The organism is Rhizobium sp. J15 (genome assembly GCF_002531825.1).
In the GTDB taxonomy this organism is placed as follows: Bacteria; Pseudomonadota; Alphaproteobacteria; order Rhizobiales; family Rhizobiaceae; genus Rhizobium.
Genome location: NZ_NWSX01000006.1, coordinates 242,780 through 264,446, shown reverse-complemented (window position 1 = coordinate 264,446; position 21,667 = coordinate 242,780). Strand labels below are relative to the sequence as shown.

25 protein-coding genes and 1 pseudogene are annotated in these 21,667 nt (G+C 62.0%); 11 read left to right on the top strand and 15 right to left on the bottom strand.

Features of this window, described 5'->3' with window-relative positions; translation table 11 throughout:
- The first annotated feature begins 60 nt into the window (after nucleotides 1–60).
- From lepB to CO670_RS07715, 7 genes and pseudogenes are all read left to right on the top strand, one after another.
- The gene (gene lepB / locus CO670_RS07745; RefSeq protein WP_097589704.1) at nucleotides 61–804 is read left to right on the top strand and encodes a signal peptidase I; all 744 of its coding nucleotides are present in this window, start codon (nucleotides 61–63) and stop codon (nucleotides 802–804) included.
- A complete protein-coding gene (gene rnc / locus CO670_RS07740; protein WP_097589703.1) occupies nucleotides 801–1,520 on the top strand; it encodes a ribonuclease III in 720 nt (239 codons plus the stop codon). The genes lepB and rnc overlap by 4 nt, the downstream gene beginning before the upstream one ends.
- A 7-nt stretch (nucleotides 1,521–1,527) precedes the next feature.
- Nucleotides 1,528–2,469: a GTPase Era gene (gene era, locus CO670_RS07735; RefSeq protein WP_088676312.1), complete on the top strand. Its 942-nt coding sequence runs from the start codon at nucleotides 1,528–1,530 to the stop codon at nucleotides 2,467–2,469.
- A gap of 150 nt (nucleotides 2,470–2,619) precedes the next feature.
- Nucleotides 2,620–3,372 carry a Crp/Fnr family transcriptional regulator gene (locus CO670_RS07730; RefSeq protein WP_097589702.1) on the top strand — a complete coding sequence of 251 codons (753 nt, stop codon included), beginning with the start codon at nucleotides 2,620–2,622 and terminating at the stop codon, nucleotides 3,370–3,372.
- A 224-nt stretch (nucleotides 3,373–3,596) separates the two neighbouring features.
- Nucleotides 3,597–4,054, top strand: a pseudogene (locus CO670_RS07725) (hypothetical protein).
- Between the two features lie 65 nt (nucleotides 4,055–4,119).
- On the top strand, nucleotides 4,120–4,890 hold the full coding sequence (gene recO, locus CO670_RS07720; protein ID WP_097589701.1) for a DNA repair protein RecO: 771 nt from the start codon (nucleotides 4,120–4,122) through the stop codon (nucleotides 4,888–4,890).
- Nucleotides 4,891–4,989: 99 nt separating this feature from the next.
- Complete coding sequence (locus CO670_RS07715; protein WP_097589700.1) at nucleotides 4,990–5,985, top strand: aldo/keto reductase; 996 nt, start codon at nucleotides 4,990–4,992, stop codon at nucleotides 5,983–5,985.
- Between the two features lie 3 nt (nucleotides 5,986–5,988).
- Here CO670_RS07715 and CO670_RS07710 read toward each other — a convergent pair whose 3' ends face one another.
- The 3 genes from CO670_RS07710 to CO670_RS07700 all read right to left on the bottom strand — a co-directional run bounded on the left by CO670_RS07710 (nucleotide 5,989) and on the right by CO670_RS07700 (nucleotide 9,549).
- Nucleotides 5,989–6,846, bottom strand: coding sequence for an MOSC domain-containing protein (locus CO670_RS07710; RefSeq protein WP_097589699.1), 858 nt, complete (start codon nucleotides 6,844–6,846; stop codon nucleotides 5,989–5,991).
- A 23-nt stretch (nucleotides 6,847–6,869) separates the two neighbouring features.
- A complete protein-coding gene (locus CO670_RS07705) occupies nucleotides 6,870–7,514 on the bottom strand; it encodes an HD domain-containing protein (protein ID WP_097589698.1) in 645 nt (214 codons plus the stop codon).
- A 160-nt stretch (nucleotides 7,515–7,674) separates the two neighbouring features.
- The gene (locus CO670_RS07700; RefSeq protein ID WP_097589697.1) at nucleotides 7,675–9,549 is read right to left on the bottom strand and encodes an EAL domain-containing protein; all 1,875 of its coding nucleotides are present in this window, start codon (nucleotides 9,547–9,549) and stop codon (nucleotides 7,675–7,677) included.
- 452 nt (nucleotides 9,550–10,001) lie between these two features.
- On the opposite strand from CO670_RS07700, the gene CO670_RS07695 reads away from it, so the two are divergent.
- Both CO670_RS07695 and CO670_RS07690 read left to right on the top strand, forming a co-directional pair.
- Nucleotides 10,002–10,343 carry a hypothetical protein gene (locus CO670_RS07695; RefSeq protein ID WP_097589696.1) on the top strand — a complete coding sequence of 114 codons (342 nt, stop codon included), beginning with the start codon at nucleotides 10,002–10,004 and terminating at the stop codon, nucleotides 10,341–10,343.
- A 127-nt stretch (nucleotides 10,344–10,470) separates the two neighbouring features.
- Nucleotides 10,471–10,986 carry a superoxide dismutase family protein gene (locus CO670_RS07690; protein WP_097589695.1) on the top strand — a complete coding sequence of 172 codons (516 nt, stop codon included), beginning with the start codon at nucleotides 10,471–10,473 and terminating at the stop codon, nucleotides 10,984–10,986.
- Between the two features lie 30 nt (nucleotides 10,987–11,016).
- Here the strand turns inward: CO670_RS07690 and CO670_RS07685 are convergent, their stop codons facing one another.
- From CO670_RS07685 to CO670_RS07650, 8 genes are all read right to left on the bottom strand, one after another.
- The gene (locus CO670_RS07685) at nucleotides 11,017–11,901 is read right to left on the bottom strand and encodes a mechanosensitive ion channel domain-containing protein (protein WP_097589694.1); all 885 of its coding nucleotides are present in this window, start codon (nucleotides 11,899–11,901) and stop codon (nucleotides 11,017–11,019) included.
- A 58-nt stretch (nucleotides 11,902–11,959) separates the two neighbouring features.
- A complete protein-coding gene (locus CO670_RS07680; protein ID WP_097589693.1) occupies nucleotides 11,960–12,490 on the bottom strand; it encodes a tyrosine phosphatase family protein in 531 nt (176 codons plus the stop codon).
- The gene (locus tag CO670_RS07675; protein WP_097589692.1) at nucleotides 12,487–13,095 is read right to left on the bottom strand and encodes an HD family hydrolase; all 609 of its coding nucleotides are present in this window, start codon (nucleotides 13,093–13,095) and stop codon (nucleotides 12,487–12,489) included. Before CO670_RS07675 ends, CO670_RS07680 begins: the two co-directional genes overlap by 4 nt.
- Entirely contained in the window at nucleotides 13,092–13,937 is an 846-nt protein-coding gene (locus tag CO670_RS07670) for a folate-binding protein YgfZ (RefSeq protein ID WP_097589691.1), read from the bottom strand. The genes CO670_RS07675 and CO670_RS07670 overlap by 4 nt, the downstream gene beginning before the upstream one ends.
- Before the next feature lie 96 nt (nucleotides 13,938–14,033).
- Complete coding sequence (locus tag CO670_RS07665) at nucleotides 14,034–14,789, bottom strand: hypothetical protein (protein ID WP_097589690.1); 756 nt, start codon at nucleotides 14,787–14,789, stop codon at nucleotides 14,034–14,036.
- A gap of 18 nt (nucleotides 14,790–14,807) precedes the next feature.
- The gene (locus CO670_RS07660) at nucleotides 14,808–15,065 is read right to left on the bottom strand and encodes a hypothetical protein (RefSeq protein ID WP_097589689.1); all 258 of its coding nucleotides are present in this window, start codon (nucleotides 15,063–15,065) and stop codon (nucleotides 14,808–14,810) included.
- Between the two features lie 103 nt (nucleotides 15,066–15,168).
- The gene (locus CO670_RS07655) at nucleotides 15,169–15,618 is read right to left on the bottom strand and encodes a TIGR02301 family protein (protein ID WP_176538892.1); all 450 of its coding nucleotides are present in this window, start codon (nucleotides 15,616–15,618) and stop codon (nucleotides 15,169–15,171) included.
- Between the two features lie 124 nt (nucleotides 15,619–15,742).
- Nucleotides 15,743–16,177: an NUDIX domain-containing protein gene (locus CO670_RS07650; RefSeq protein ID WP_097589731.1), complete on the bottom strand. Its 435-nt coding sequence runs from the start codon at nucleotides 16,175–16,177 to the stop codon at nucleotides 15,743–15,745.
- A 115-nt stretch (nucleotides 16,178–16,292) separates the two neighbouring features.
- On the opposite strand from CO670_RS07650, the gene CO670_RS07645 reads away from it, so the two are divergent.
- Nucleotides 16,293–16,613: a YnfA family protein gene (locus tag CO670_RS07645; protein WP_097589688.1), complete on the top strand. Its 321-nt coding sequence runs from the start codon at nucleotides 16,293–16,295 to the stop codon at nucleotides 16,611–16,613.
- 83 nt (nucleotides 16,614–16,696) lie between these two features.
- Nucleotides 16,697–17,461: an SOS response-associated peptidase gene (locus CO670_RS07640; RefSeq protein ID WP_097589687.1), complete on the top strand. Its 765-nt coding sequence runs from the start codon at nucleotides 16,697–16,699 to the stop codon at nucleotides 17,459–17,461.
- A gap of 94 nt (nucleotides 17,462–17,555) precedes the next feature.
- Here the strand turns inward: CO670_RS07640 and CO670_RS32895 are convergent, their stop codons facing one another.
- The 4 genes from CO670_RS32895 to CO670_RS07625 form a co-directional block, all read right to left on the bottom strand.
- Nucleotides 17,556–17,702 carry a hypothetical protein gene (locus tag CO670_RS32895; protein WP_176538887.1) on the bottom strand — a complete coding sequence of 49 codons (147 nt, stop codon included), beginning with the start codon at nucleotides 17,700–17,702 and terminating at the stop codon, nucleotides 17,556–17,558.
- A gap of 279 nt (nucleotides 17,703–17,981) precedes the next feature.
- A complete protein-coding gene (gene pssA / locus CO670_RS07635; protein WP_088677002.1) occupies nucleotides 17,982–18,827 on the bottom strand; it encodes a CDP-diacylglycerol--serine O-phosphatidyltransferase in 846 nt (281 codons plus the stop codon).
- A gap of 17 nt (nucleotides 18,828–18,844) precedes the next feature.
- Nucleotides 18,845–19,543: a phosphatidylserine decarboxylase gene (locus CO670_RS07630; protein WP_097589686.1), complete on the bottom strand. Its 699-nt coding sequence runs from the start codon at nucleotides 19,541–19,543 to the stop codon at nucleotides 18,845–18,847.
- A 137-nt stretch (nucleotides 19,544–19,680) separates the two neighbouring features.
- Entirely contained in the window at nucleotides 19,681–21,558 is a 1,878-nt protein-coding gene (locus tag CO670_RS07625) for an ABC transporter ATP-binding protein/permease (RefSeq protein ID WP_097589685.1), read from the bottom strand.
- Nucleotides 21,559–21,667: the final 109 nt, after the last annotated feature.

Here is a 21,667-nt window from a genome sequence, read left to right as displayed (position 1 = left end):
ATGCTCTATGAGAACGACAGAAGAATTGCGCCTCGCGGCGTCTTGAAGGAATAAGACTGCGTGTCCGAAAAAGTCGAAGCCAAGCCGAACGCCCTCTGGGAAAATATCAAAGTCATCATCCAGGCGCTGATTTTGGCGATGGTGATCCGAACTGTGCTGTTTCAGCCCTTTACCATCCCGTCCGGTTCGATGATGCCGACACTGCTGGTCGGCGATTACATCTTCGTCAACAAATTCGCCTACGGCTATTCGAAATATTCGCTGCCGTTCTCGCCGGATCTCTTCAGCGGCCGTGTTTTCGGCTCCGATCCGAAGCGCGGCGATATCGTCGTTTTCCGCTTCCCGCCGAATCCCGACATCGATTACATCAAGCGCTGCATCGGCCTGCCTGGCGATCGCATTCAGGTGAAGGAAGGCGTTCTCTACGTTAACGGCAAGCCGGTTCCGAAGGTGCCGGACGGCAGCTTCACCTCGGATTACAAGCTTGACCCGGGTGAGGATGTGCCGGTCTTCCGCGAAACGCTCGACGACGGCAAGACATACGATACGCTCGACCAGTCCCCGGTGTCGCGCGGCGATAACACCCGCGAGTTCATCGTGCCGGAAGGCCATTACTTCATGATGGGCGACAACCGCGACAACTCGCTCGACAGCCGCTTCGACGTCGGCTTCGTGCCTGCGGAAAACCTCGTCGGCCGTGCGAGCGTCATCTTCTTCTCGCTCGGCAACGACACTTCTTTCCGCGAAATCTGGAAGTGGCCGACGAATATGCGTTGGGACCGCCTCTTCAAGGTCGTTGAATGAGTAAGGCGCAGACGCTTTCTGCGGCCGACCGCGCAAAGCTTGAAGCCCTGATCGGTCATGATTTCGCCGAGAAGGAACGCCTGGATCGAGCGCTGACCCATGCCAGCGCCCGCACGGAGAAGGGCGGCAATTACGAACGTCTGGAATTCCTCGGCGACAGGGTCCTCGGGCTCTGCATCGCCGAGTTGCTGTTCCGCACGTTCGGCACGGCAGGGGAAGGCGAGCTCTCGGTTCGCCTCAACCAACTCGTCAGTGCCGAAACCTGTGCTGCGGTCGCCGACGAACTCAATCTTCACCTCTATATCCGCACCGGTGCTGACGTGAAGAAGTTGACCGGGAAGCGCATGATGAACGTGCGCGCCGATGTCGTGGAAAGCCTGATCGCGGCGATCTATCTCGATGGCGGCCTCGAAGTCGCCCGCCGCTTCATCCTGCGCTACTGGCAGGGCAGGGCGGCCAGGGCCGATGGCGCCAAGCGCGACGCCAAGACCGAGCTGCAGGAATGGTCGCACGCAAAATTCGGCGTCACACCCATCTACCGGGTTGATGAACGCAGCGGGCCGGATCATGATCCGCGCTTCAAGGTGACGGTGGAAGTTGCTGGCATAAAGCCGGAAACCGGCGTAGAGCGGTCGAAGCGCGCCGCCGAACAGGTGGCGGCGACGAAGATGCTCGAGCGCGAAGGCATTTGGCAGGAATCGCCTGCCGGAAACTGACGGGACAATGACACAAGAAGAAGATATCGCGGCCGAAGCTGCCGTAGAAGCCAGTGGCCCGACGCATTCGGGCTTCGTCGCCTTGATCGGGCCGACCAATGCCGGCAAGTCGACGCTGGTCAATCGCCTTGTCGGCGCCAAGGTCTCGATCGTCAGCCACAAGGTGCAGACGACGCGCGCGATCGTCCGCGGCATCGCAATCCACGATAATGCCCAGATCGTCTTCATGGATACGCCTGGTATCTTCAAGCCGCGCCGCCGGCTCGATCGCGCCATGGTCACCTCGGCCTGGGGTGGCGCCAAGGATGCCGATCTGATCATGCTTCTGATCGACAGTGAGCGCGGCCTGCGCGGCGATGCCGAAGCCATCCTCGAGGGTCTCAAGGAAGTCCGGCAGCCGAAGATCCTGGTGCTCAACAAGATCGACCGCGTCAACCGCGAGGATCTGCTGGCGCTGGCCGCCGCCGCCAACGAGAAGATCGCCTTCGACCGCACCTTCATGATCTCCGCCGAAAACGGCTCCGGCTGCGAGGACGTCATGGATTATCTGGCGAGCACGCTTCCGGAAGGCCCCTGGTACTATCCGGAAGACCAGATCTCCGATCTGCCGATGCGCCAGCTCGCAGCCGAGATCACCCGCGAAAAGCTGTTTCTGCGCCTGCACCAGGAGCTTCCCTATTCCTCACACGTCGAAACGGAGAAGTGGGAAGAGCGCAAGGACGGCTCGGTCCGCATCGAACAGGTGATCTATGTCGAGCGCGACAGCCAGAAGAAGATCGCGCTCGGCAAGGGCGGCGAAACCATCAAGGCGATCTCGACGGCCTCCCGAAAGGAGCTGTCGGAGATCCTCGAGCAGCCCGTCCATCTCTTCCTGTTCGTCAAGGTCCGCGAAAATTGGGGTGATGATCCCGAGCGGTTCCGCGAAATGGGCCTCGACTTCCCGAAATAGGGGTGACAAGGATTTCCCGGGATAGACGCCAGACCCTTGTTTCCTTGGAAAAAATCGGCGTCGTTCCGGAACGAATCCGGCCTTCGCGCATTCCTTGCTCGACGGCGCGCCGATGACGGACCGCCGGTTTGCGTGACCGCAAGGGCAGGTATGGCAACGTCGAGACGCATCCATTCTTTCAAGACCCCTTGCGAGCTATGTCCCTTGCGGCCCCTGCCGCATTTCAGGGAATTCAGCCACGAGGAGCTGGAATTCGTCGCCCGTTTCAAGAGGGGTGAGCTTGCCGTCGATGCCGGCTCCACCATCCTCGTCGAAGGCGCGCACAGCGCGCATCTTTTTACCGTGCTCGCCGGCTGGGGCTTCCGCTACAAGATGCTCGAAGACGGGCGGCGTCAGATCCTGAACTATATCATGCCGGGTGATCTGATCGGTCTGCAGGGAACGATCGCCGGTGAGATGCAGCATTCGGTCGAGGCGCTTTCCCCCGTTTCGCTGTGCGTGTTCGAGCGCGACAGGCTGATGACGCTCTACAACAAGCACGCTTCGCTCGCCTTCGACATCACCTGGATCGCGGCGCGCGAGGAGCGGATTCTGGACGAGCATCTGCTGAGCATCGGCCGGCGTACGGCGTTGGAAAGAGCTGCCTATCTGATCGCTTTTCTTTACGAACGCGGCAGGCAGCTTGATCTCTTCAACGGCCGCAAGTTCATTCCCATCACTCAGCAGCACATTGCCGATACGCTGGGTCTTTCCATCGTCCATACCAACAAGACATTGAAAAAGCTCAGCGAACGTGGCTTGCTCCGCTGGCAGGAACGCGGCTGCGAGGTGCTGAATGGTGAGGAATTGATGGCGATTTCAGGCTGGGAAGGGCTTGGAGAAAATAAACGCCCCTTCATCTAAGGCGCGTCGCGTCTTTTAGATCGCTCCTTTTCGCTTTAGATCTTTATTTTCTCGCATGTCGTCGCCGCAAAACCGCTGCACACTTTTGCGCGACATGCTTTAGCCAACCGGTTTGGTTATGTCTTTTTTAAATGCGGATTAGCAGTTGGGAAAATAAGCTCGATCATCATCTTCCCTCCGATTTGATTCTTATCGATTGGGCGGGAAAATGTTTTATTCAGGAAGTGGTGGCGGAATTCACCGATAGCGTGCCATGCGGGGCATCGGAGGCAATGATGTTGGCGGAACGGCTGGGGCGGCCCGACGAGGGCATGGAATCATGAGCGCAATCCGTGTTCTGGTTCTTGAGGACAGTCTGATCATCGCGATGGAGGCGGAAGATATTCTGCGCCTGGCCGGTGTCCAGAGCATCGATATCGTCGGCAGTCTGGAACAGGCGCGGGCCGCCATCGCTGCGCAGAGATATGACTTCGCTCTCCTCGACGTTAATCTCGGCGAGGGCATGAGCTTCGGATTTGCTCGCCATCTTCTCGATGTCGGCATCCCCTTCGGCTTCGTCAGCGGCTATTCCGACCCGCGCGATTTTCCGCCCGACCTGCAGCATATCCCGCTCCTGGTGAAGCCTTTCGACGAAAAGGCGATGCGGGAATTCCTGCAGAGGCTTTTCCCGGCTGCGGCCTGAAGGCTTTCATGACATAGGCCGGCCCTTGCATTAGGATGATTCGTCATCCGTAAAGGCTTCTTTCGATGCAGTGGCAAGACCATGCGATCATTCTGGGCGTCAAACGCCACGGCGAGACGAGCGTCATCGCCGAGGTGATGACGCGTGATCGCGGCCGCCATCTCGGCATGGTGCGTTCCGGCCGCTCTCGCGCCATGCAGCCGGTGCTGCAGCCGGGCAACGCGGTAGAGGTCATCTGGCGTGCCCGGCTTGACGAGCATCTCGGCGAATTCCGCGTCGAGCCAGTGACGCTGCGTGCCGCCCGCCTGATGGAAACGGCGACCGCCGTCTACGGCGTCCAGGCGATGGGCGCGTTGCTCAGGCTGCTGCCGGAGCGTGACCCGCATCCGCATCTCTTCGATGCGCTGGAGGTCATCCTCGATCACCTGCACAATCCGGCCGATGCCGGCGAGCTTTTCGTGCGTTTCGAGCTTGCGGTGCTGAACGATCTCGGCTTCGGCCTCGATCTTGCGGAATGCGCCGCCACCGGCGCCCGTTCCGACCTTGTCTATGTCTCGCCGAAGTCCGGCCGCGCCGTCAGCCGCAGCGCCGGCGCGCCCTGGGCGGACAAGATGCTGTTGCTGCCGCCATTCCTCGGCGCCGAAGGCAACCACGCGGCCGATTTCGACAGTCTGGCCGCCGCATTCCGGTTGACCGGGTTCTTTCTGCACCGCCATGTCTACGAGCCGCGCGGCATCGAGGCCGGGGCAGCCCGCGATGGCTTCGTCCAGGCCGCGCTCAAGGCGCTGAACCCGGCTTTGAGCACGCTGTCGGGTCCGAACGGCATTTCGGCCTGACATCGTTTTTTACTGCTGCAAAACATCCTCCGGATTTGGCGGTTTACCCGCCCATTCGCGCTTCCTATGTCTTGAGGGCAGCCAGCCAAGGAGGATGTCATGCTGACCAAGCCCACACCATCGACGACGATCACGCTCTGGAACGGCCGCGAAATTCCGCGCCTCGGCATGGGGTGCTGGGCGATCGGCGGTCCGTTCTTTGCCGGCGACACGCCGCTCGGCTGGGGGGAGGTCGACGACGATGAATCGGTCGCCGCCATCGACCGCGCCATCGAACTTGGCATCCGTTTTTTCGATACGGCCTCGAACTACGGCGCCGGTCATTCGGAAGAGGTTCTCGGCCGCGCGATCGGCAATCGCGACGATATCGTCGTCGCCACCAAATTCGGCTTCGCCACCGATCCCGAAACGAAGCAGGCAATCGGCGCCTTTGCCGATGAAGCCTTCATCCGCCGCTCCGTCGAGACCTCCCTGCGCCGTCTGAAGCGCGACCGCCTCGACCTCCTGCAGTTCCACCTCAACGATTTTCCGCCTGAGCAATCGGATGCCGTCTTTGACGTGCTGGAAGCGCTGCGCGGCGAAGGCAAGATCGATGCGTTCGGCTGGAGCACCGATTATCTGGATCGTGCCGTCCGCCATGCCGGCCGTCGAGGATACGTCTCGGTTCAGCACACGATGAACGTCTTCGAGCCGGTGCCGGAGATGATCGCGGTGATCGAGAGAGAGAACCTGATCTCCATCAATCGCGGTCCGCTGGCCATGGGGCTGCTCACCGGAAAATTCACCGCCGACAAGGCGGTCGGCGCCAAGGATGTCCGCGGTGCCGCCCTCGACTGGATGGTCTATTTCAAGGATGGGCGTATGGCCCCGGAATTCGCCGTACGGCTCGATGCCGTCCGCGATCTCCTGACATCGGGCGGCCGCTCGCTGACGCAAGGGGCGCTTGCCTGGCTTTGGGCGCGCTCGCCGCGCACCCTTCCCATTCCGGGCTTCCGCACTGTCGCCCAGGTCGAGGAAAATGCCGGCGCCCTGGAAAAGGGCCCGCTATCGGCCGATGTCATGGCGGGGATTGACGAAGCGCTCGCCCGCGTTTGACGATCAGGCTGCGGCGCGGCGCTTGAGCGCCCAGCCTTCGGGTCTCTCTTCGAGGATGCGGACGGCGTCTCCGATCGAGATCCGGCCGCCGCTGCGCGGCGTCACGTTCCAGCCGAAGAGCGGGCCGGGCACACGCCGGTCGGCCGACATGCGGATGCGGCCCATGGCAGGCATCGGGTTCGCCACTTCGCGCGAACCGGTCTGCTGGTCCTGCGTCGTCATGATGCAGCGCGAGCAGGGTTTGACGAGATCGAAGCGGATGCCGGCGATCTCGATCGCCGCCCAGCGGTCCTCCGGCCAGGCCTCATCCGTATCGATGACGATGTTCGGGCGGAAGCGTTCCATGCCGACGCTTCCCTCCCCATGGGTGGCGAGATCGGCATTCAGCGCCTTCAGCGAGCCGGTCGTCGTCACCAGGATCTGGTAGCCGTCGGTAAAGCTGACGGGCGTGCCTTCACCGGCCCATTCGGCGTTTGCCGTGCGCCGCGCCTGCCCGTCGAAGAAGACCAGCCGCACCTCGCGGCCGAGCCAATCGGAAAGCCGGCGGTTGCTTTCCGGGTCGGCAACAGCGGCGCTGACGGTCGATTTCCACACGGTCACGTCCATCCGGCTTTCCGGCTGAGGCGGCTGTACTGCTATGTCCTGCTTTCCCTGCATCAGTAACCGGAAGACGCCCGATTCGGGGCGCACGTCGATGCGTGCGAGATCCGGCAGTTCGCGCTGGGTGATGAAGTGACCCTGCGCATCGGTAATCATCGCCCGCCGGTCGCCGGGCAGCCCGTAGGCGTCGATCTCGGCGGCGGGCAGCGCAATGCCGCGGGCGCTTTTGAGCGGGTAGATGAAGAGGTCGCTGACACGCATGCCGTTCTCCTGGGTTTCGTCCGCTAAATTTCATCCATGAAGGCCGAGAGAAAGTCGCGCAGGCTCTTGTCGCGCGCCGCCGCCAGCCTTCGGCCGGTCTCGGTCTGAAATCCTTCCGCCAGTTTGAACAGCTTCGTCTGGAAGTGGTCAATGGCATAGCGCTTGTCGTCGAGCGGGCGGTTGGCCGCTGCCGGATCGAACGGATCGTAGAGCCCTGATCCCAAGCGCCCGCCGATATAGAAGCAGCGCGCCGCGCCGACCATGCCGATCGCGTCCAGCCGGTCGGCATCCTGCAGGATCTTCGCCTCCAGCGTCTGCGGTGCCACGCCGGCAGAGAAGCTGTGAGCGGTGATGGCATGGGCTACGGCGTCGACATCCCTGCTGCTCCAGCCGAGTTCCGCCAGGATCGCCGATGCCTTCTCCGCCGCCAGCGTCGATGCTCTTGCCCTCAGCGGTGAATTCTTCTCGACCGCGACGCAGTCGTGCAGAAGTACGGAGGCGGCAAGAACGCGCCCGTCACCGCCTTCTCCGGCATGGATGCGCATCGCGTTTTTGAAGACGCGCAGGATATGGGCGAGGTCGTGCGAGCCGTCGTCGCCTTCGGCCGCATGCGGGACCAGTGCTGCTGCAAGCGTTTCATGAGGAGAGAAGGCCTCGGCCACGAACATTGCGTCACCTGTCGTTGAGAAAATCGGGTGCTGTCGATGGAAGACCGGCCGAAGCCGGATGCAGGCGGGCAGACGAGTTTCGCAGCGAGATCTGCAGAGCCTAAGTTCTAGTACCGGCTTGCCGCGCGAGTCGCAATCGAGGCGGTTTCGGAATAATGCCTCATGCCGCCGTCTTCGGCGGCAGCGAGAGAAGATGAGGAATGTCGCGCGCCGGTTTCGGCTGACTGATGTAATAGCCCTGGATCTCGTCGCATTCCTCGCATTCGAGCAGCGCCACCTGTGCCGAGGTTTCGACACCCTCGACGGTGACGCGCATGCCGAGCGCATCGCCGAGCAGGATAATCGCGCGCATGATCGCGTGAGCCTCCTTGTTGTCGGCGATGTCGTTGACGAAGGATTTGTCGATTTTGATCTTGTCGAAGGGGAAACTCGAGAGGTAGCTGAGCGACGAATAGCCGGTGCCGAAATCGTCCATCGAGATGCGGATGCCGCGCTCCTTCAGTGCATGCAGAATCGGCAGTACCTCGGAGAGGTTTTCCATCAGCACGCTCTCGGTGATTTCGAGTTCGAGCCGCGATGGCGACAGTAAGGCGGCGGCAAGCGCCTCGTTGACATCCTGCGGCAGGTCGGTGCCGCTGAATTGGATCGCCGAAACGTTGACGGCAACCTTGATGTCCTCCGGCCATTGCGCGGCATCGCTGCAGGCCCGGCGCAAAACCCAGCGGCCGATATCGACGATGAGGCCGAGTTCTTCCGCAAGGGGGATGAAGTCCATCGGCGAAACGCGGCCCCGGGTCGGGTGGTTCCAGCGGATGAGGGCTTCGAAGCCGCAGATGCGCCGCTGCGAAAGATCGTAGAGCGGCTGGTAATGCAGTTCGAATTCGTCCTTCTGCATGGCGGCTCTGAGATCGGCCTCCAGCGCGTGGCGCAGCTGCATCTGCGCCTCCATCTCGTCGGTGAAGAAGCGCTCGCGCTTGCGGCCGTCCGCCTTGGCATGCGACAGGGCCACGCCGGCATGTTTCAGCAGGACATCGGTTTCCTCGCCATCCCCAGGGGCGACCGCGATGCCCATGGAGACGCTGAGTTCCATCTGTTTTTCGCCGCGGAGGAACGGTTCGGAAAGTTCCCGGCGGATCTGGTCGGCAAGCGCCGTGACGTTCCACGGCTGCTGCCTGCCGGTCTGGAGAATGGCGAATTCGTCCGAGCCGAGCCGCGCGAGGATGTTTCCCCCGGCCGAGGCGCGGATACGATCGGCGACCTGCTGCAGGATCTTGTCGCCGGCCGAGGCGCCCATCGTGTTGTTGATCGATTTGAACCGGTCGAGATTGAGATGCACGAGCGCGATCTGCTCGTCCGGCCCGCGCTCGGCGAGCGCTGCATCGACCTGCTCGCGGAAATGGATGCGGTTCGGAAGGCCGGTCAGCGGGTCGTGGTGCGCGAGATAGGAGATGCGCTCGGCTGCCTTTCGATCGTCGGTAATATCGGCATGGATTGCGATACTGCTGCCGTCGGCAAGGATGGTCACCATGCTCTGGATGATGCGGCCGTCGTCCATTCGCCATTCACGCCGGCGAAGGCTGTCGTTTCTTGCGGTCGCGGAGGAATGCTTTCTGCTCCGCTGGTCGGGCCTCGCGCCGGCGCTCTCCGTGCCGCGTATTCTGCCGATGAGATCGGCAATCGTTGCGCCGGCATCGACATCTTCTCGCTTCAGGCCGAAGAGTTGACGAAAGCGGGTGTTGGAAAAGCTCAGCCGCTGGTCGGCGGCGAAGACGCTGAGGCCGAGCGGCAGGTTGTCGAGGATGACTTCGAAGAGCTTCTTCTGTTCCTCGAATGCTTGCGTGACCGAGGCAACCTCGCCTTTTAGCGCCCGGGTTTCCCTCAGCAGCGTTTCGGCACTTCTCTCGATTTCTCCATAGTCGCTCTCATGGCTGCGATAGGTGGCGATCACGAGATCCATCAGACGCTGCGCATCGATCGAGCCATCCGCCGTGACGGCCTGCGCGCATTGCTGCCAGAAGAGCGTCTCGGCTTTCATGTGGGTGCATCTTGCCGGGAAGCGGTGACGTCAGCGGCGGAAAGCGCCTTCCTTTGATGGACGTGCCTCATCGCGCCGGACATGGAAAACCTTCCTCAATGGTGCTCAGAAATTGATTTTCTGCAGGATAAGCGGTCTGGTAGTGATTTGCGTCTCTCACTTTGTACGGTCTGAATTAATATTCGGTTGCATTGCAGCAGAGATGTGCATCCGGTCATGCATTTGTTTTATATGTGAAAAACCTCTGAAATACGGCCGCGGACGGCCGCCTGGGCCGAGCCGAAAGCTCTCCGCTGGTGCTCCTTTAGGTTTTGTCAATCATCGTTAAGCAGAGGTTAACAACTTATTGACGCACTGCGCAAATCAGTTTAACCACCACTTCAACACCTGATTTTCTCACCTTCGTATTGCGTACAAACACCACCGGCAAAAGGCGGTGAATGGAGGTTTGTATGACCCGCACCACATCCGTTTCAGACACTTCATATGCATATCTCGCGACGCTGTCCCGGCTCGATGCCAATGGCGACGGCGTGCTCAGCCGCGGCGAACGCGCTGCGGAAGAGAAGCCCGGTATCATCAAGGAACTCCTGGAAGACGACCAGACCAGCGATGCGCAGCCGAAATTCTCCGGCAGCCTCGTTGCGCTGATGATGGATACGCGTCCCAGCGGCTTGGACAACAGCATCGCCGTTCCCTATCCGCTCCAGCAGACCGCGCCGTCCACCGGCGATCAGTCGGACCTTCTCTATCGCAACACCTACGGTCAGTTCGATTTCAACGCCGTCGCCTGAGCGGTATCTCAACTTGACGATCTGCAAGCCGGCCGTTTGGCCGGCTTTTCTCGTTCCAGGCCCTTCGATCAGGAACACCTTCCGGGCTGACACGTTCAAAAGGACAACCGGACGGAAGGAGATCTCCATGAAAGCCATGTGCACCATCGCCGCCCTGAGCTTGCTTGCGGTTGCATTTCCGGCAGGCGCCCAGGAGAAGCAGACGGCGGTCGCCAATTTCGTCGATAAGGACGGCAAGGAAGACGGTCGCGCGCAGTTGACGGCTGCCGCCAATGGCGGCGTCCTGATCGAGGTCGAGATATCGGGACTGCCGGCGAACAAATGGGTGGCCTTCCATGTTCACGAGACCGGCCGCTGCGACGCCGCGACCCACCATGAATCGGCGGGCGGCCATTTCAATCCCGAGAAGGCGGAGCATGGCATTCTGGCCGCCAAGGGGCCGCACCCCGGCGACATGCCCAATCAATATGTCGGACAGGATGGCGTGCTGAGGGCGCAGATCTTCAACACCATGGTCACCCTCGACGGCAAGACCGACGGCATTCGCGGCCGCGCATTGATGGTGCATGCCAATTCGGATGATTATCGTAGCCAGCCTTCCGGCGATGCCGGGGAGAGACTTGCCTGCGGCGTCGTCCAATAAAGCCGACGACCGCTTGCGCGCAGCAATGTTTCACTGCCGCGTCGGTTTTTCGGCCGCCGCGGTGCCGTTGGACCTTTTTCCGGGCGCGGAATTTGAATCGTCCGGCATGGCGGCCGGATCGTCCTTTTCGTCGAAGGCAAGCTTTACCCGCATCACCATGTCGCGGCTCACCTGCCACCAGTCACCGGTCTTTGCCCAGTAGCGCAGCGTGACCGGTATTGTGCTGTCACCGAGGCTGTCGATGAAAACGCTGGGTGCCGGTGATGGCAGCACCTTGGGATTGCGTTTGGCAATGCCCATCAACGTCTCCATCGCCAAATCAAGGTCATCCTCGCGAGAAATGTTGATCTTCAGGTCGTTCTGCCGCGTCGGTTCGCGGCTGAAGTTGGTAATCGGCGTGTTCCACAGCGTCGAATTCGGCGCCAGCCGATAGAGCCCGTCGCCGGTCCTTAGTTCCGTCGCAAACAGTCCGATCTCGCGGACGGTTCCGGCCACGCTGCTGGTCTCGATATATTCGCCGACGCGGAACGGCCTGAGGACCAGGAGCATGATGCCGGCTGCGATATTCTGCAGCGTCCCCTGGAGGGCCAGACCGATGGCCAGGCCCGCCGCGCCGAGCGCCGCGATGATCGAAGCGGTCTGGACGCCGAACTGGCCGAGCACGGTAATGAACACGAGGATGAGCAGCGCATAGCGCACGACGTTGGTGAAGAAGCGTGCCAGCGTCTCGTCGATGCCATGGATGCGCGACAGGCCTTCATAGGCCCAGCGGCTGATGAAGCCGGCCAGCGTCCAGCCGACGATGAGCAGGATCACTGCCCCGAGAATGGAGAAGGAATATTGTACGGCGAGCGCGCTCGCCTGGCTGAGCGCTGTGCGCGTGGCGAGGAGGACATCGTTTGCCTGCTGTTCCATAATTTCCGGCCCTACTGATCATGCGTCGTGGGCCTAGATGGAGCAGGGCGCGGCAGCGTCAACCGCTGGCGGTGCCCCTGATCGTGAGCAGGAAAGGCGCGTTGCCGTCTGCATCGGCGCCACGGCCGATTGCCCGCACGGCCGTAACCAGCCGGCCGCCACGGCCGAGCAGGGCATCGCCGATCTCGATCAGCCGGGCATTCGGCGTCGCGAAAGGCGAGGCGGACCGCAGCCTGTTTGCGAGCACTTCCTCGCTCTGATCGGGCGCCAGCGACAGTGCAGCGATCAAGGCCGCCGCCGGAGAGCGCGATACGCCCATCCAGCAATGGATGAGCAGCGGTGTCTCCTGACGCCATGAGGCGGCAAAATCGATTAGGGCTCGCACATGCGTCTCGTCAGGCGCCACGAGATCGCCGGTGCCCCTGAAGCTGATGTCGTTCATGCCGAGTGTCAGGTGACGCTCGGCCGCGATCACCCCCGGCCGATGAAAGGCCTGCTCCTTGGCAACAAGGCTAATCATGTCGCGCGCCTTATGGTGGACCGCCATTTCCGCGATGCGAGACAGCGGCGAGACGACGATGAAGCTCACGATGCCATCCCCCGCTCGGCCTCGATTGCCGCGAAGCGCTCGCAGAACAGCCGTTGCGCGGCGAGAGCCGGCAGCGGCTCGATCATCAGCATGTCCCTGCTGATGCCGCGCGGCTGACCGAAGAATTTCTGTGCTTCGGCGGGCGTGAAGCCCGCGAGCACGGTCGCCTCGAAATAGGCCGCGATCGTATCGGCCTTTTTGATGCGGTCCTTGAGGTCGCGCGAGGGATGCGGGGGGAGGCCGAAGCGCAGGTGTACGGCGGCTTCCAGCCGCGTTTCCACCGCCTTATAGCCGCCGCCGACCACCGATTTGAACGGCGAGATCATGTCGCCGATCACATATTCGGGCGCGTCATGCAGCAGCGCCATCAGGCATTCCTCCGGCCTGGCATCGTTGAAGCGCCGGAAGATATCTTCGACGAGGAGGCTGTGCTGCGCCACCGAAAAGGCATGATCGCCGGAGGTCTGGCCATTCCACCGGGCAACGCGCGCAAGTCCATGGGCGATGTCGATGAGTTCGACGTCGAGAGGCGAGGGGTCGAGCAGATCGAGCCTGCGCCCGGACAGCATGCGTTGCCAGGCACGCGGAGCCTTCGCCATTGTCACGCGCTGGCCTCGTCGGCGCTTGTGGGGAAGACGAGGCCGGACCATTCCGGCAGAGCGAGAGAAACCGTCGTTTCGTCGGCCAGCAGCGGCGTGCCCGCCGCCATCGCGGCGCCGGCGCGGTCGATGCGTACGATCGCCAGCCCCTTGCCGCCTTCGACCGATCCGAGCGTACCGACTGGTTTGCCGGCAGCGGTGATCTCCGTCCCCGTTTCCGGCAAGGCGGTCGCGGCAGAAACCGTGACGACGCGCCGGCGGGCGGTGCCGCGGTGCTGCATGCGCGAGACGACCTCCTGGCCGACATAACAGCCCTTCTTGAAGGAGAGGCCGCCATTCAGGTCCATCAGCACGTCATGCGGGAAGGCGTCCTGCAGGGCGAAATCCGCTCCTGATGTGACAATGCCATGGTTGATACGCAGCGCCTCGTACAGGGCCTGCGCGTCGTCGCCATGCCGTCCTGCCCGGCGGGTCAGGGTGACACCCGCCTTGGTGAAGCGGCTGTCCCGGACGCCTTGGGGGGTGTCGGCATCGTCATCCCAGGAAACGGTGACACCTTCGTCCGCATGCGCCGCAAGCGTAACGGCGGCGCGCAGCTTGTACATCGTCAGTCGCTTCAGCAGTCCGTCGCGCTGGCCAACGTCCGTTTCGATGATATATCCGTCGCCCTCCCGCCAGATCATGAAATCGAACAGGATCTTGCCTTGCGGCGTCAGCAGTGCCCCCGGCCGCGCCTCGTCGGCGCCCAGCGAAACGATATCGGTGGTGATCAGGTTCTGCAGGAAGGATTGGGCTTCCGCACCGCTGACGAAGAGCAGTGCACGGTCTTTCAGGAATACGTCTGGCATGGCGGAACCCGTCGCGTTGGTCTTCGCTCAGAGGTAGGTCTTTGCAGGATGGATCGCAAGCGTCATGCACGGCGTCACAGCGCGAAGCGCGGCGCGTCAGTCGCCCGCGGTGAAGAATTTCCATTTGCCGGCAGGCGTGATGCCGAGGCGGTAGAAATTATACCCGCCGAACTCCTGCATGTCGGAAAGATCGCCGGCGGTGACGATGCGCAGCAGCTCGACGCGCTCCGGCGGCGTCAGCGACTTCAGGTCCTTCTCGGCAAAATAGGGCCAGACATACATCTCGTCGGGTGTGCCGGCGCCGACATGCACGAAACCGGTCGAGATGATATCGAGCATGATGGCGAGGATCTCGTCTCCATCCGGATCGCCCGAAAGGTCCTTCAGCGTGCTGATCGGATCGTCGGTCGGCTCGCCGACCGTAACCTGCGTCTGGTCGGCGCCGGCGCCCATCAGCGGCCGCAACCGCTCGAGATCGCCGGAGGCGGCCGCCTCGACGATCTGCTCGCGCAGCTTGCGGACCGGCTCGGGCGCCTTGTTGATATCGTAGATCACCTCGACGGGCTTTGAAGCGTCCTGGGCGCCCGGCGTCTTGTCGACACCCTGATTGTTCTGACTGCTGATCAGCGGATCAGCCATGGGAACGCCGGGAGCGGCCCCGCCTTGCGGCTGGCTCTGCCCTTGGCCGCTTCCCTGTGCGGACGGCGCGTCATTGGCGGCCTGGCCGGGGATTTTGTGCAGTTCGGAAAGCGCGTAAGCTGCCGGCGCCAGGAAAATATTGCCGGTCAGGCTGAACGCAAGCAGCACCGGCGCGAGCGGGATTCGCGAAACTTTCTCTTTACCGGTGCGCATCAAACTCTCTGATATCGGTTATTGCAGGGTGCGGCTTGCGGAGAATTCGCCGGCCAGCATGCGCTCGCGCAGCGAATCCAGCAGGGCTTCGGCGCTGCTTTCCCCATGCAATCTGATCGTCTCGCGCAGTGCATGCGCAATGGCGGCGTCGGCGATGATTTCAGGCTCGATTCCGTCGGCCATGCCGTCGGCCCAAGCCTCGTTCTGGTACTCCAGAGCCGCCTGCATCTTCTCGTGGACGATCATGTCGTCGATTTCGTTGAGGCTTGCTTCCATTGTCTTTTCCTCAGAACTTCTCATGTCTTACTGCACCGTTAACAACACTAACAGCCTTTTCCCAAAACGACACGTCCGCATGCGAAAACAGGTTAATTAAACGTCAATTTCCAAAGCGCGAAGTAATTTCTGTGGCGAGTGTTGCACCTTCGTTACGGTAGCGCTCTTCTGCCACGATGGCCGCCGCGGTGCAATCCGTGTAGACCGAAGCGAAGGCGCGATAGCCGCGATTGAAGGCTGCGGTGAGCCTTTCCTTGCGCTGCGGCTCGCTGCCCGCTTCCGAATCGAGCAGCCGCTGCATGCCCCTTCGCCACTCGTCGCCGCCCGCCGCCTTGCAAAGCGTCCTGAGGTAATGCACGGAACCCAGCACCTCGGCGAACCGCGCCAGCTTGTCGTCATAGGGCACGATTACGGGCGCCGGCGGCGCAGTTTCCTGCACTGGTGGAGGCGGCGGCGTGTTCTTGCCCTGCGCCAGCGTGGGGCCGGCCAGGACGAGCAGGGACAGAAAGACGCGCCGAACGGGAATCATGCGATCAGTTGATACGTTGAGCATGACGGCAACAAGGCGGGCCGGATAATTTCCACTTCTATTCGCCGCTGAGCATGATGCCGAAAAGTGTGAGCGGTTTTCGGACGACATCATGCTCTAACTTTAAATTGAGAACAGGATTCAGATTTTAGGCCGAGTCGGCCTGAAATTTGTCCTGTTCCAATCGCTCTGCGCATTCGAGCACGCTCTGCGGCACAGGCAACTGCCGGATTTCCTCCACCGTGTACCAGCCGAGCGCAGCCGCATCGTCGGCCGCTTCAGCCACGGCATCGGGATCCGCATCCACTCGAAAGACCGAGAGGAGGAAATGGCTGCTGATGCTGCCGTCGGCAGCATGGGTCTTGAGGTCGTAGCTTGAAAACAGCCGTGGATTGCGCGCCGGGATGCCGGTTTCCTCATGAAATTCCCGAAGCGCCGTCTGCTCCGGCGTTTCGCCGGGCTCGGCCCGTCCGCCCGGAAAAGCATACATGTCGGCGGAAGGCGGATTGCGCCGCAACACCAGAAGGAATCGCCCGTCGCGTTCAAGAATGGCGGAAGATGCGGCTTTAGCGGTGGAAATCATGGGCTGCTCGTGGCTCGGATGGCCCATCCTATCCGATGGGCCGACATTTGCACCTCGCCCTTCTTGGCTTCCCCACTTTTCGCGGGGATAGTCGTGGCGGATCGAAAGGGCTTCCATGACCTACATCATTTACGGCCTTGCCGCCGTCTTAGAAATCGCCGGCTGTTTCGCCTTCTGGGCATGGTTGAAGCTCGGCAAGCCCATCTGGTGGCTGGTGCCGGGCATGGTCTCTCTGGCGCTTTTCGCCTGGCTTCTGACGCTGGTGCCGAGCGAGGCGGCCGGTCGCACCTACGCCGCCTATGGCGGCATCTATATCCTGGCCTCGCTGCTCTGGCTCCGGCTGATCGAAAGCCGCGTGCCCGATCGCTACGACATTTCAGGGGCACTGATCTGCCTTGGCGGGGCGAGCATCATTCTCTTCGGTCCGAGAAGCTAAGCCTGCCGTGCAAAACCGCGCAGCAGTTTGCGATGCGCTTCGGGCGGCTTGACCTGACACGGGCAGGGTGCAAAGACAGGGCGATGTGTGGACGTTTTGCCCTGACAAGCTCCATCGCCGACCTGCGCGATATCTTCTCCGGTCTCGATCTCGACGACTTTCCGGCGCGCTACAACATCGCGCCGACGCAGCCGATCCTCGTCGTCATAGAGGGCGAGGGCAGGGAGCGGGGCAGCAACCTGGCCGACCGTCGCGCCTTGCTCGTGCGCTGGGGCCTCACGCCCGCCTGGGTCAAGGACCCGAAGGAATTCCCGCTGCTGATCAATGCCCGCGCCGAGACGGCGATCGGCAAGGCTTCGTTCCGCGCGGCCATGCGCCATCGCCGGGTGCTGATTCCGGCCACCGGCTTCTATGAATGGCATCGCCCATCGAGGGAAAGCGGCGAGAAGCCGCAGGCCTATTGGATCAGGCCGCGCCGGGGTGGCGTCATCGCCTTTGCCGGGCTGATGGAGACGTGGTCCTCGGCAGATGGATCCGAGGTCGATACCGGCGCGATCCTGACGACCGCGGCCAATTCCGGCATATCCGCGATCCACGATCGCATGCCTGTCGTCATCAAGCCACAGGATTTCTCCCGCTGGCTGGATTGCAAGACGCAGGAGCCGCGCGAGGTCGTCGACCTGATGCGGCCCGTTCAGGAGGATTTCTTCGAGGCCATTCCGGTCTCCGACAAGGTCAACAAGGTCGCCAATATGGGGCCTGACCTGCAGGAGCCTGTTGCCATCGAAAAGCCGGCCAAAGCGCCGGAGAAGCAGAAGCCGGATGACGCCCAGCTCAGTTTCTTCTGAAACGGCACTCGCCGTTTCTTGACTGGCTTCGCATCCGCTTCGCTAGTCTTGCCCGACTTGCGTCAGCAGGCGATCGCCTCTTCGATCCCGCTCCTTATGCGGATTTCTTGATGCCGGTCGGCTTGTTCTTCGCCATCAGCGATGCCGCGGCTACGGCCTTCAGTCCGACCGGACGGTAGTTGGCGGCGAGATCCGGCTTGGCCGTCTGCGGTTCGCCGGTACTGTTCTTCTTCGAAGTCACGATACTCTCCTTACGTGGTTCTTCCCTGGCTGTTTATAGTTTCCTGTTTGGTCAAAAATAGCGACAAAACGGCGACGTCGCTTATCAGGAATTGTAAACACGCACCATAATTCGCGAGGCTTAACTGAAGCCTACGTTGGTTAATACTTACTGAAGGGGGTGGTTCCAATAAAAGCGCGCGGAGGCTTTTCCGGAAAAAAGCCCATGGCGCTTTTTCGCCGGGAATGAGAAGGGAGAGGACTCTTTCCGCGACCTGGAGAAATCGGGAATGCTTTAGGGTCAGATATGCCGGCCGATGTCGTCGTCGCCGACGCCGGGTTCCTCGATCGTCAGCGTCCCGTATTTCCGGCGCCATTTGCGTGCGCCGAAGGGCAGCGATACGAGGTAGGCGGCAACGGTGAAGACCATCACCTCCCAGGTATAGCTCATCAGCAGCGCCACATAGAGCACGACGCCGAGCATCATCGGCAGCACCAGATCGCGCCTCAGACGGTTGCCTTCCGATTTTCCCGACCAGACCGGCAGCCGGCTGATCAGCAGGAAGGCGATGCACACGGTATAGATCGACGAGATATAGGCGAAGGTGCGGTCGGTCGCGAGCCCGAGGAAGCCGAGATAGACCGGCAGCAGCACCAGCATGGCGCCGGCAGGCGCCGGTACGCCGACGAAATATTCCGACTGCCAGGTCGCCTTGTTCTCACGTTCGGCCATGACATTGAAGCGGGCAAGCCGAAGCCCGGCGGCGATTGCATAGATCAGCGCGGCGATCCAGCCGAGCGAGCGGGCCTGGTCGAGCGCGAAGACATAGACGACGAGAGCGGGCGCGACCCCGAAATTGACGATATCGGCAAGCGAATCCATCTGCGCGCCGAACTTGGAGGTCGCCTTCATCAGCCGCGCGACGCGCCCATCGATACCGTCGAGGAAGGCGGCGAGCAGCACCATGGCGACGGCGAGCTCGTAGCGGTTTTCGAAAGCGAGCCGGATGCCGGTCAAGCCGGCGCAGATCGCCAGGATGGTGATGAGGTTCGGAAAGACGAGCCGAAACGGGATTTCGCGCAGACGCGGACCGCGTGCAGAATCATCCGGTCCGTTGGGTTCGAAAGGCGGAAAGGGCGTTTCCATATCGCGTTCCAATCTTCCTAGCTGCGGCGGCTGATGATGGGGCCCTTGGCGGAGGCGAATTCGGCGATGACGGTTTCCCCCGCAATCGCCGTCTGGCCGAGCGAGACGCGCGGTGCCGCGCCTGCGGGCAGGAAGACGTCGAGCCGCGAGCCGAAACGGATCAGCCCGAAACGCTCGCCGGCGTCCACCGGCTCGTTGGGGTTCGCCCAGCAGAGGATCCGCCGCGCGACGAGGCCGGCGATCTGAACGACGCCGATCTGGCCGTGAGATGTTTCGATCACCAGTCCGTTGCGTTCATTGTCCTCGCTCGCCTTGTCGAGCTCGGCATTGACGAAGCTGCCGGATCGATAGTTGATGCTGACGATCCGCCCGCGCATCGGCGCCCGGTTCACATGGCAATTGAAAACATTCATGAAGACCGAGATGCGCAGCATCGGCTCGGAGCCTAGGTTAAGCTCGGCCGGCGGCGTCACCATCTGGATTGCCGAGACCTTGCCGTCGGCCGGAGAGATCACCAGATCGTCGTCCTGGGGCGTCAAACGCTCCGGGTCACGGAAGAAATAGGCGCACCACAGCGTGAAGATCATGCCGATCCAGAAGAGCGGCTTGAAGATCCAGCCGAGCACCAGCGAGGCGACGAAGAAGGCTGCGACGAAGGGATACCCCTCCTTGTGCACGGGGACGATCGTGTTGCGAACCGTGTCGAACAGGCTCATGGCTGCCGGTCTCCTTGCGTTGTCGTTTTTTGCTGGTTAGCGAAAAACCGCCTTCTCGGCAATGCTGCGGGCTCAACCCCGGCTCGCATGCCAGGGTTCTGAACAACAAAAGCCGGCGGCGGCATTCGGGTTCCCAATTAGTTTGCCGGGGCAAGCCGCGTGACCACGCCCATGTCGTCGTTTTCGCGCACCTGCTTCAGGTGCTCCTCGGCCTGCGTCGCCTCGCGCTGGCGGTTCCACATCGAGGCATAGAGGCCGTTCATTTCGAGGAGGGCGGCATGGGTTCCGCGTTCGGCGATCTCGCCGCTTTTGAGCACGATGATCTCGTCGGCGCCGATGACGGTCGAAAGCCGGTGGGCGATGACCAGCGTCGTCCGGTTCTTCGAAACGACGTCGAGCGCCGTCTGGATTTCCCGTTCCGTCGTCGTGTCGAGCGCCGAGGTTGCTTCGTCGAGGATCAGGATCGGCGGCGCCTTCAGGATGGTGCGGGCGATCGCCACCCGCTGCTTCTCGCCGCCCGAAAGCTTGAGCCCGCGCTCGCCGACCTTGGTCTCGAAACCCTCGGGCAGCATTTCGATGAAATGGGCGATCTGCGCCACCTCCGCCGCCGCATAGACTTCGCCGTCGCTGGCCGACGTGCGGCCATAGCGGATATTGTAGGCGACGGTGTCGTTGAAGAGCACGGTATCCTGCGGCACCATGCCGATCACCGAGCGCAAGCTCTTCTGCGTCACGGAGCGGATATCCTGGCCGTCGACGGTGATCGTGCCGCTCTGGATATCGTAGAAACGGTAGAGCAGCCGCGACAGCGTCGATTTGCCCGCGCCCGACGGGCCGACGACCGCGACCGTCTTGCCGGCCGGCACCTCGAAGGAAATGCCCTTCAGGATGGGGCGGGCCGGGTCATAGGCGAAGTGCACGTCCTTGAAAGAGATCGCCCCCTGGCCGATGCGAAGCTCGGCCGCATCGGGCGCGTCAACGACCTCGGCTTCCACTTCCAGAAGGTCGAACATCTGCTCGATGTCGGTCAGCCCCTGGCGGATTTCGCGATAGACGAAGCCGATAAAGTTGAGCGGTGCGGCAAGCTGCAGCAGCATCGAATTGACGAAGACGAAATCGCCGACCGTCTGTTCGCCGCGCTGCACGGCCAGCGCCGACAGCACCAGCATGATGGTCGTGCCGATGCCGAAGATGACGCCCTGGCCGAAGTTCAGCCAGCCGAGCGAGGTCCAGACATCGGTCGCAGCCTTCTCGTAGCGCTCCATCGACTTGTCGAAGCGCTTGGCCTCCATCTCCTCATTGCCGAAATATTTGACCGTCTCGAAATTGAGGAGGGAGTCGATCGCCTTGGTGTTGGCGTCGGTATCGCTGTCGTTCATCGATCGGCGGATGGCGATGCGCCAGTCGGATGCGCGGATCGTGAACCAGATATAGGCCCAGACGGTAAAGGCGGTGACGGCCAGATAGGAGAAGCCGTAGCCCCACCAGAAGATCGCCGCCGTCAGCAGGAATTCGATGACGGTTGGAACCGAATTGAGGATCGTGAAGCGCACGATCGTCTCGATGCCCTTGGTCCCGCGCTCGATGATGCGCGAGAGCCCGCCGGTCTTGCGCTCCAGATGGAAGCGCAGCGACAGCTCGTGCATGTGCACGAAGGTCCTGTAGGCGAGCTGGCGCACCGCATGCTGCCCGACGCTGGCAAACAGCGCGTCGCGCAGCTGGTTGAGGCCGAGCTGGATCAGCCGGGTGACGTTATAGGCGATGACGAGCGCGATGGCGCCGGCCAGCAGCGGCGGCACGGTGCCGGCGAGATCCATCCTGCCGTTCAGCGCATCGGTCGACCATTTGAAGAAATAAGGGACGAGCAGCAGGACGAACTTGGAGATCAGCAGGTAGACCGAGGCCCAGACGACGCGCATCCTGAGGTCGGCCCGGCCGGCCGGCCACATATAGGGCCAGAGGTTGAGAAGCGTCCTGAGGAGATGGGATTCCGAGACTGTTTTGCCGTTTGCCATGCCTGTCTCCAGTCCGGATGGACCTGCCGCGGTGGCGGCGCTTCGATGCCCGGCAAAGCCCGGACCGTGGGACATATCTGAAAAGCGTTTCCCGTACCCGGAGCCGCCA

Bases quoted from the DNA above. Each gene is read 5' to 3' on its own strand.
- rnc (WP_097589703.1), top strand. From the start codon at position 801: ATGAGTAAGGCGCAGACGCTTTCTGCGGCCGACCGCGCAAAGCTTGAA.
- era (WP_088676312.1), top strand. From the start codon at position 1,528: ATGACACAAGAAGAAGATATCGCGGCCGAAGCTGCCGTAGAAGCCAGT.
- CO670_RS07730 (WP_097589702.1), top strand. From the start codon at position 2,620: ATGGCAACGTCGAGACGCATCCATTCTTTCAAGACCCCTTGCGAGCTA.
- recO (WP_097589701.1), top strand. From the start codon at position 4,120: ATGCAGTGGCAAGACCATGCGATCATTCTGGGCGTCAAACGCCACGGC.
- CO670_RS07715 (WP_097589700.1), top strand. From the start codon at position 4,990: ATGCTGACCAAGCCCACACCATCGACGACGATCACGCTCTGGAACGGC.
- CO670_RS07710 (WP_097589699.1), bottom strand. From the start codon at position 6,846: ATGCGTGTCAGCGACCTCTTCATCTACCCGCTCAAAAGCGCCCGCGGC.
- CO670_RS07705 (WP_097589698.1), bottom strand. From the start codon at position 7,514: ATGTTCGTGGCCGAGGCCTTCTCTCCTCATGAAACGCTTGCAGCAGCA.
- CO670_RS07700 (WP_097589697.1), bottom strand. From the start codon at position 9,549: ATGAAAGCCGAGACGCTCTTCTGGCAGCAATGCGCGCAGGCCGTCACG.
- CO670_RS07695 (WP_097589696.1), top strand. From the start codon at position 10,002: ATGACCCGCACCACATCCGTTTCAGACACTTCATATGCATATCTCGCG.
- CO670_RS07690 (WP_097589695.1), top strand. From the start codon at position 10,471: ATGAAAGCCATGTGCACCATCGCCGCCCTGAGCTTGCTTGCGGTTGCA.
- CO670_RS07685 (WP_097589694.1), bottom strand. From the start codon at position 11,901: ATGGAACAGCAGGCAAACGATGTCCTCCTCGCCACGCGCACAGCGCTC.
- CO670_RS07670 (WP_097589691.1), bottom strand. From the start codon at position 13,937: ATGCCAGACGTATTCCTGAAAGACCGTGCACTGCTCTTCGTCAGCGGT.
- CO670_RS07665 (WP_097589690.1), bottom strand. From the start codon at position 14,789: ATGCGCACCGGTAAAGAGAAAGTTTCGCGAATCCCGCTCGCGCCGGTG.
- CO670_RS07660 (WP_097589689.1), bottom strand. From the start codon at position 15,065: ATGGAAGCAAGCCTCAACGAAATCGACGACATGATCGTCCACGAGAAG.
- CO670_RS07655 (WP_176538892.1), bottom strand. From the start codon at position 15,618: ATGCTCAACGTATCAACTGATCGCATGATTCCCGTTCGGCGCGTCTTT.
- CO670_RS07650 (WP_097589731.1), bottom strand. From the start codon at position 16,177: ATGATTTCCACCGCTAAAGCCGCATCTTCCGCCATTCTTGAACGCGAC.
- CO670_RS07645 (WP_097589688.1), top strand. From the start codon at position 16,293: ATGACCTACATCATTTACGGCCTTGCCGCCGTCTTAGAAATCGCCGGC.
- CO670_RS07640 (WP_097589687.1), top strand. From the start codon at position 16,697: ATGTGTGGACGTTTTGCCCTGACAAGCTCCATCGCCGACCTGCGCGAT.
- pssA (WP_088677002.1), bottom strand. From the start codon at position 18,827: ATGGAAACGCCCTTTCCGCCTTTCGAACCCAACGGACCGGATGATTCT.
- CO670_RS07630 (WP_097589686.1), bottom strand. From the start codon at position 19,543: ATGAGCCTGTTCGACACGGTTCGCAACACGATCGTCCCCGTGCACAAG.
- CO670_RS07625 (WP_097589685.1), bottom strand. From the start codon at position 21,558: ATGGCAAACGGCAAAACAGTCTCGGAATCCCATCTCCTCAGGACGCTT.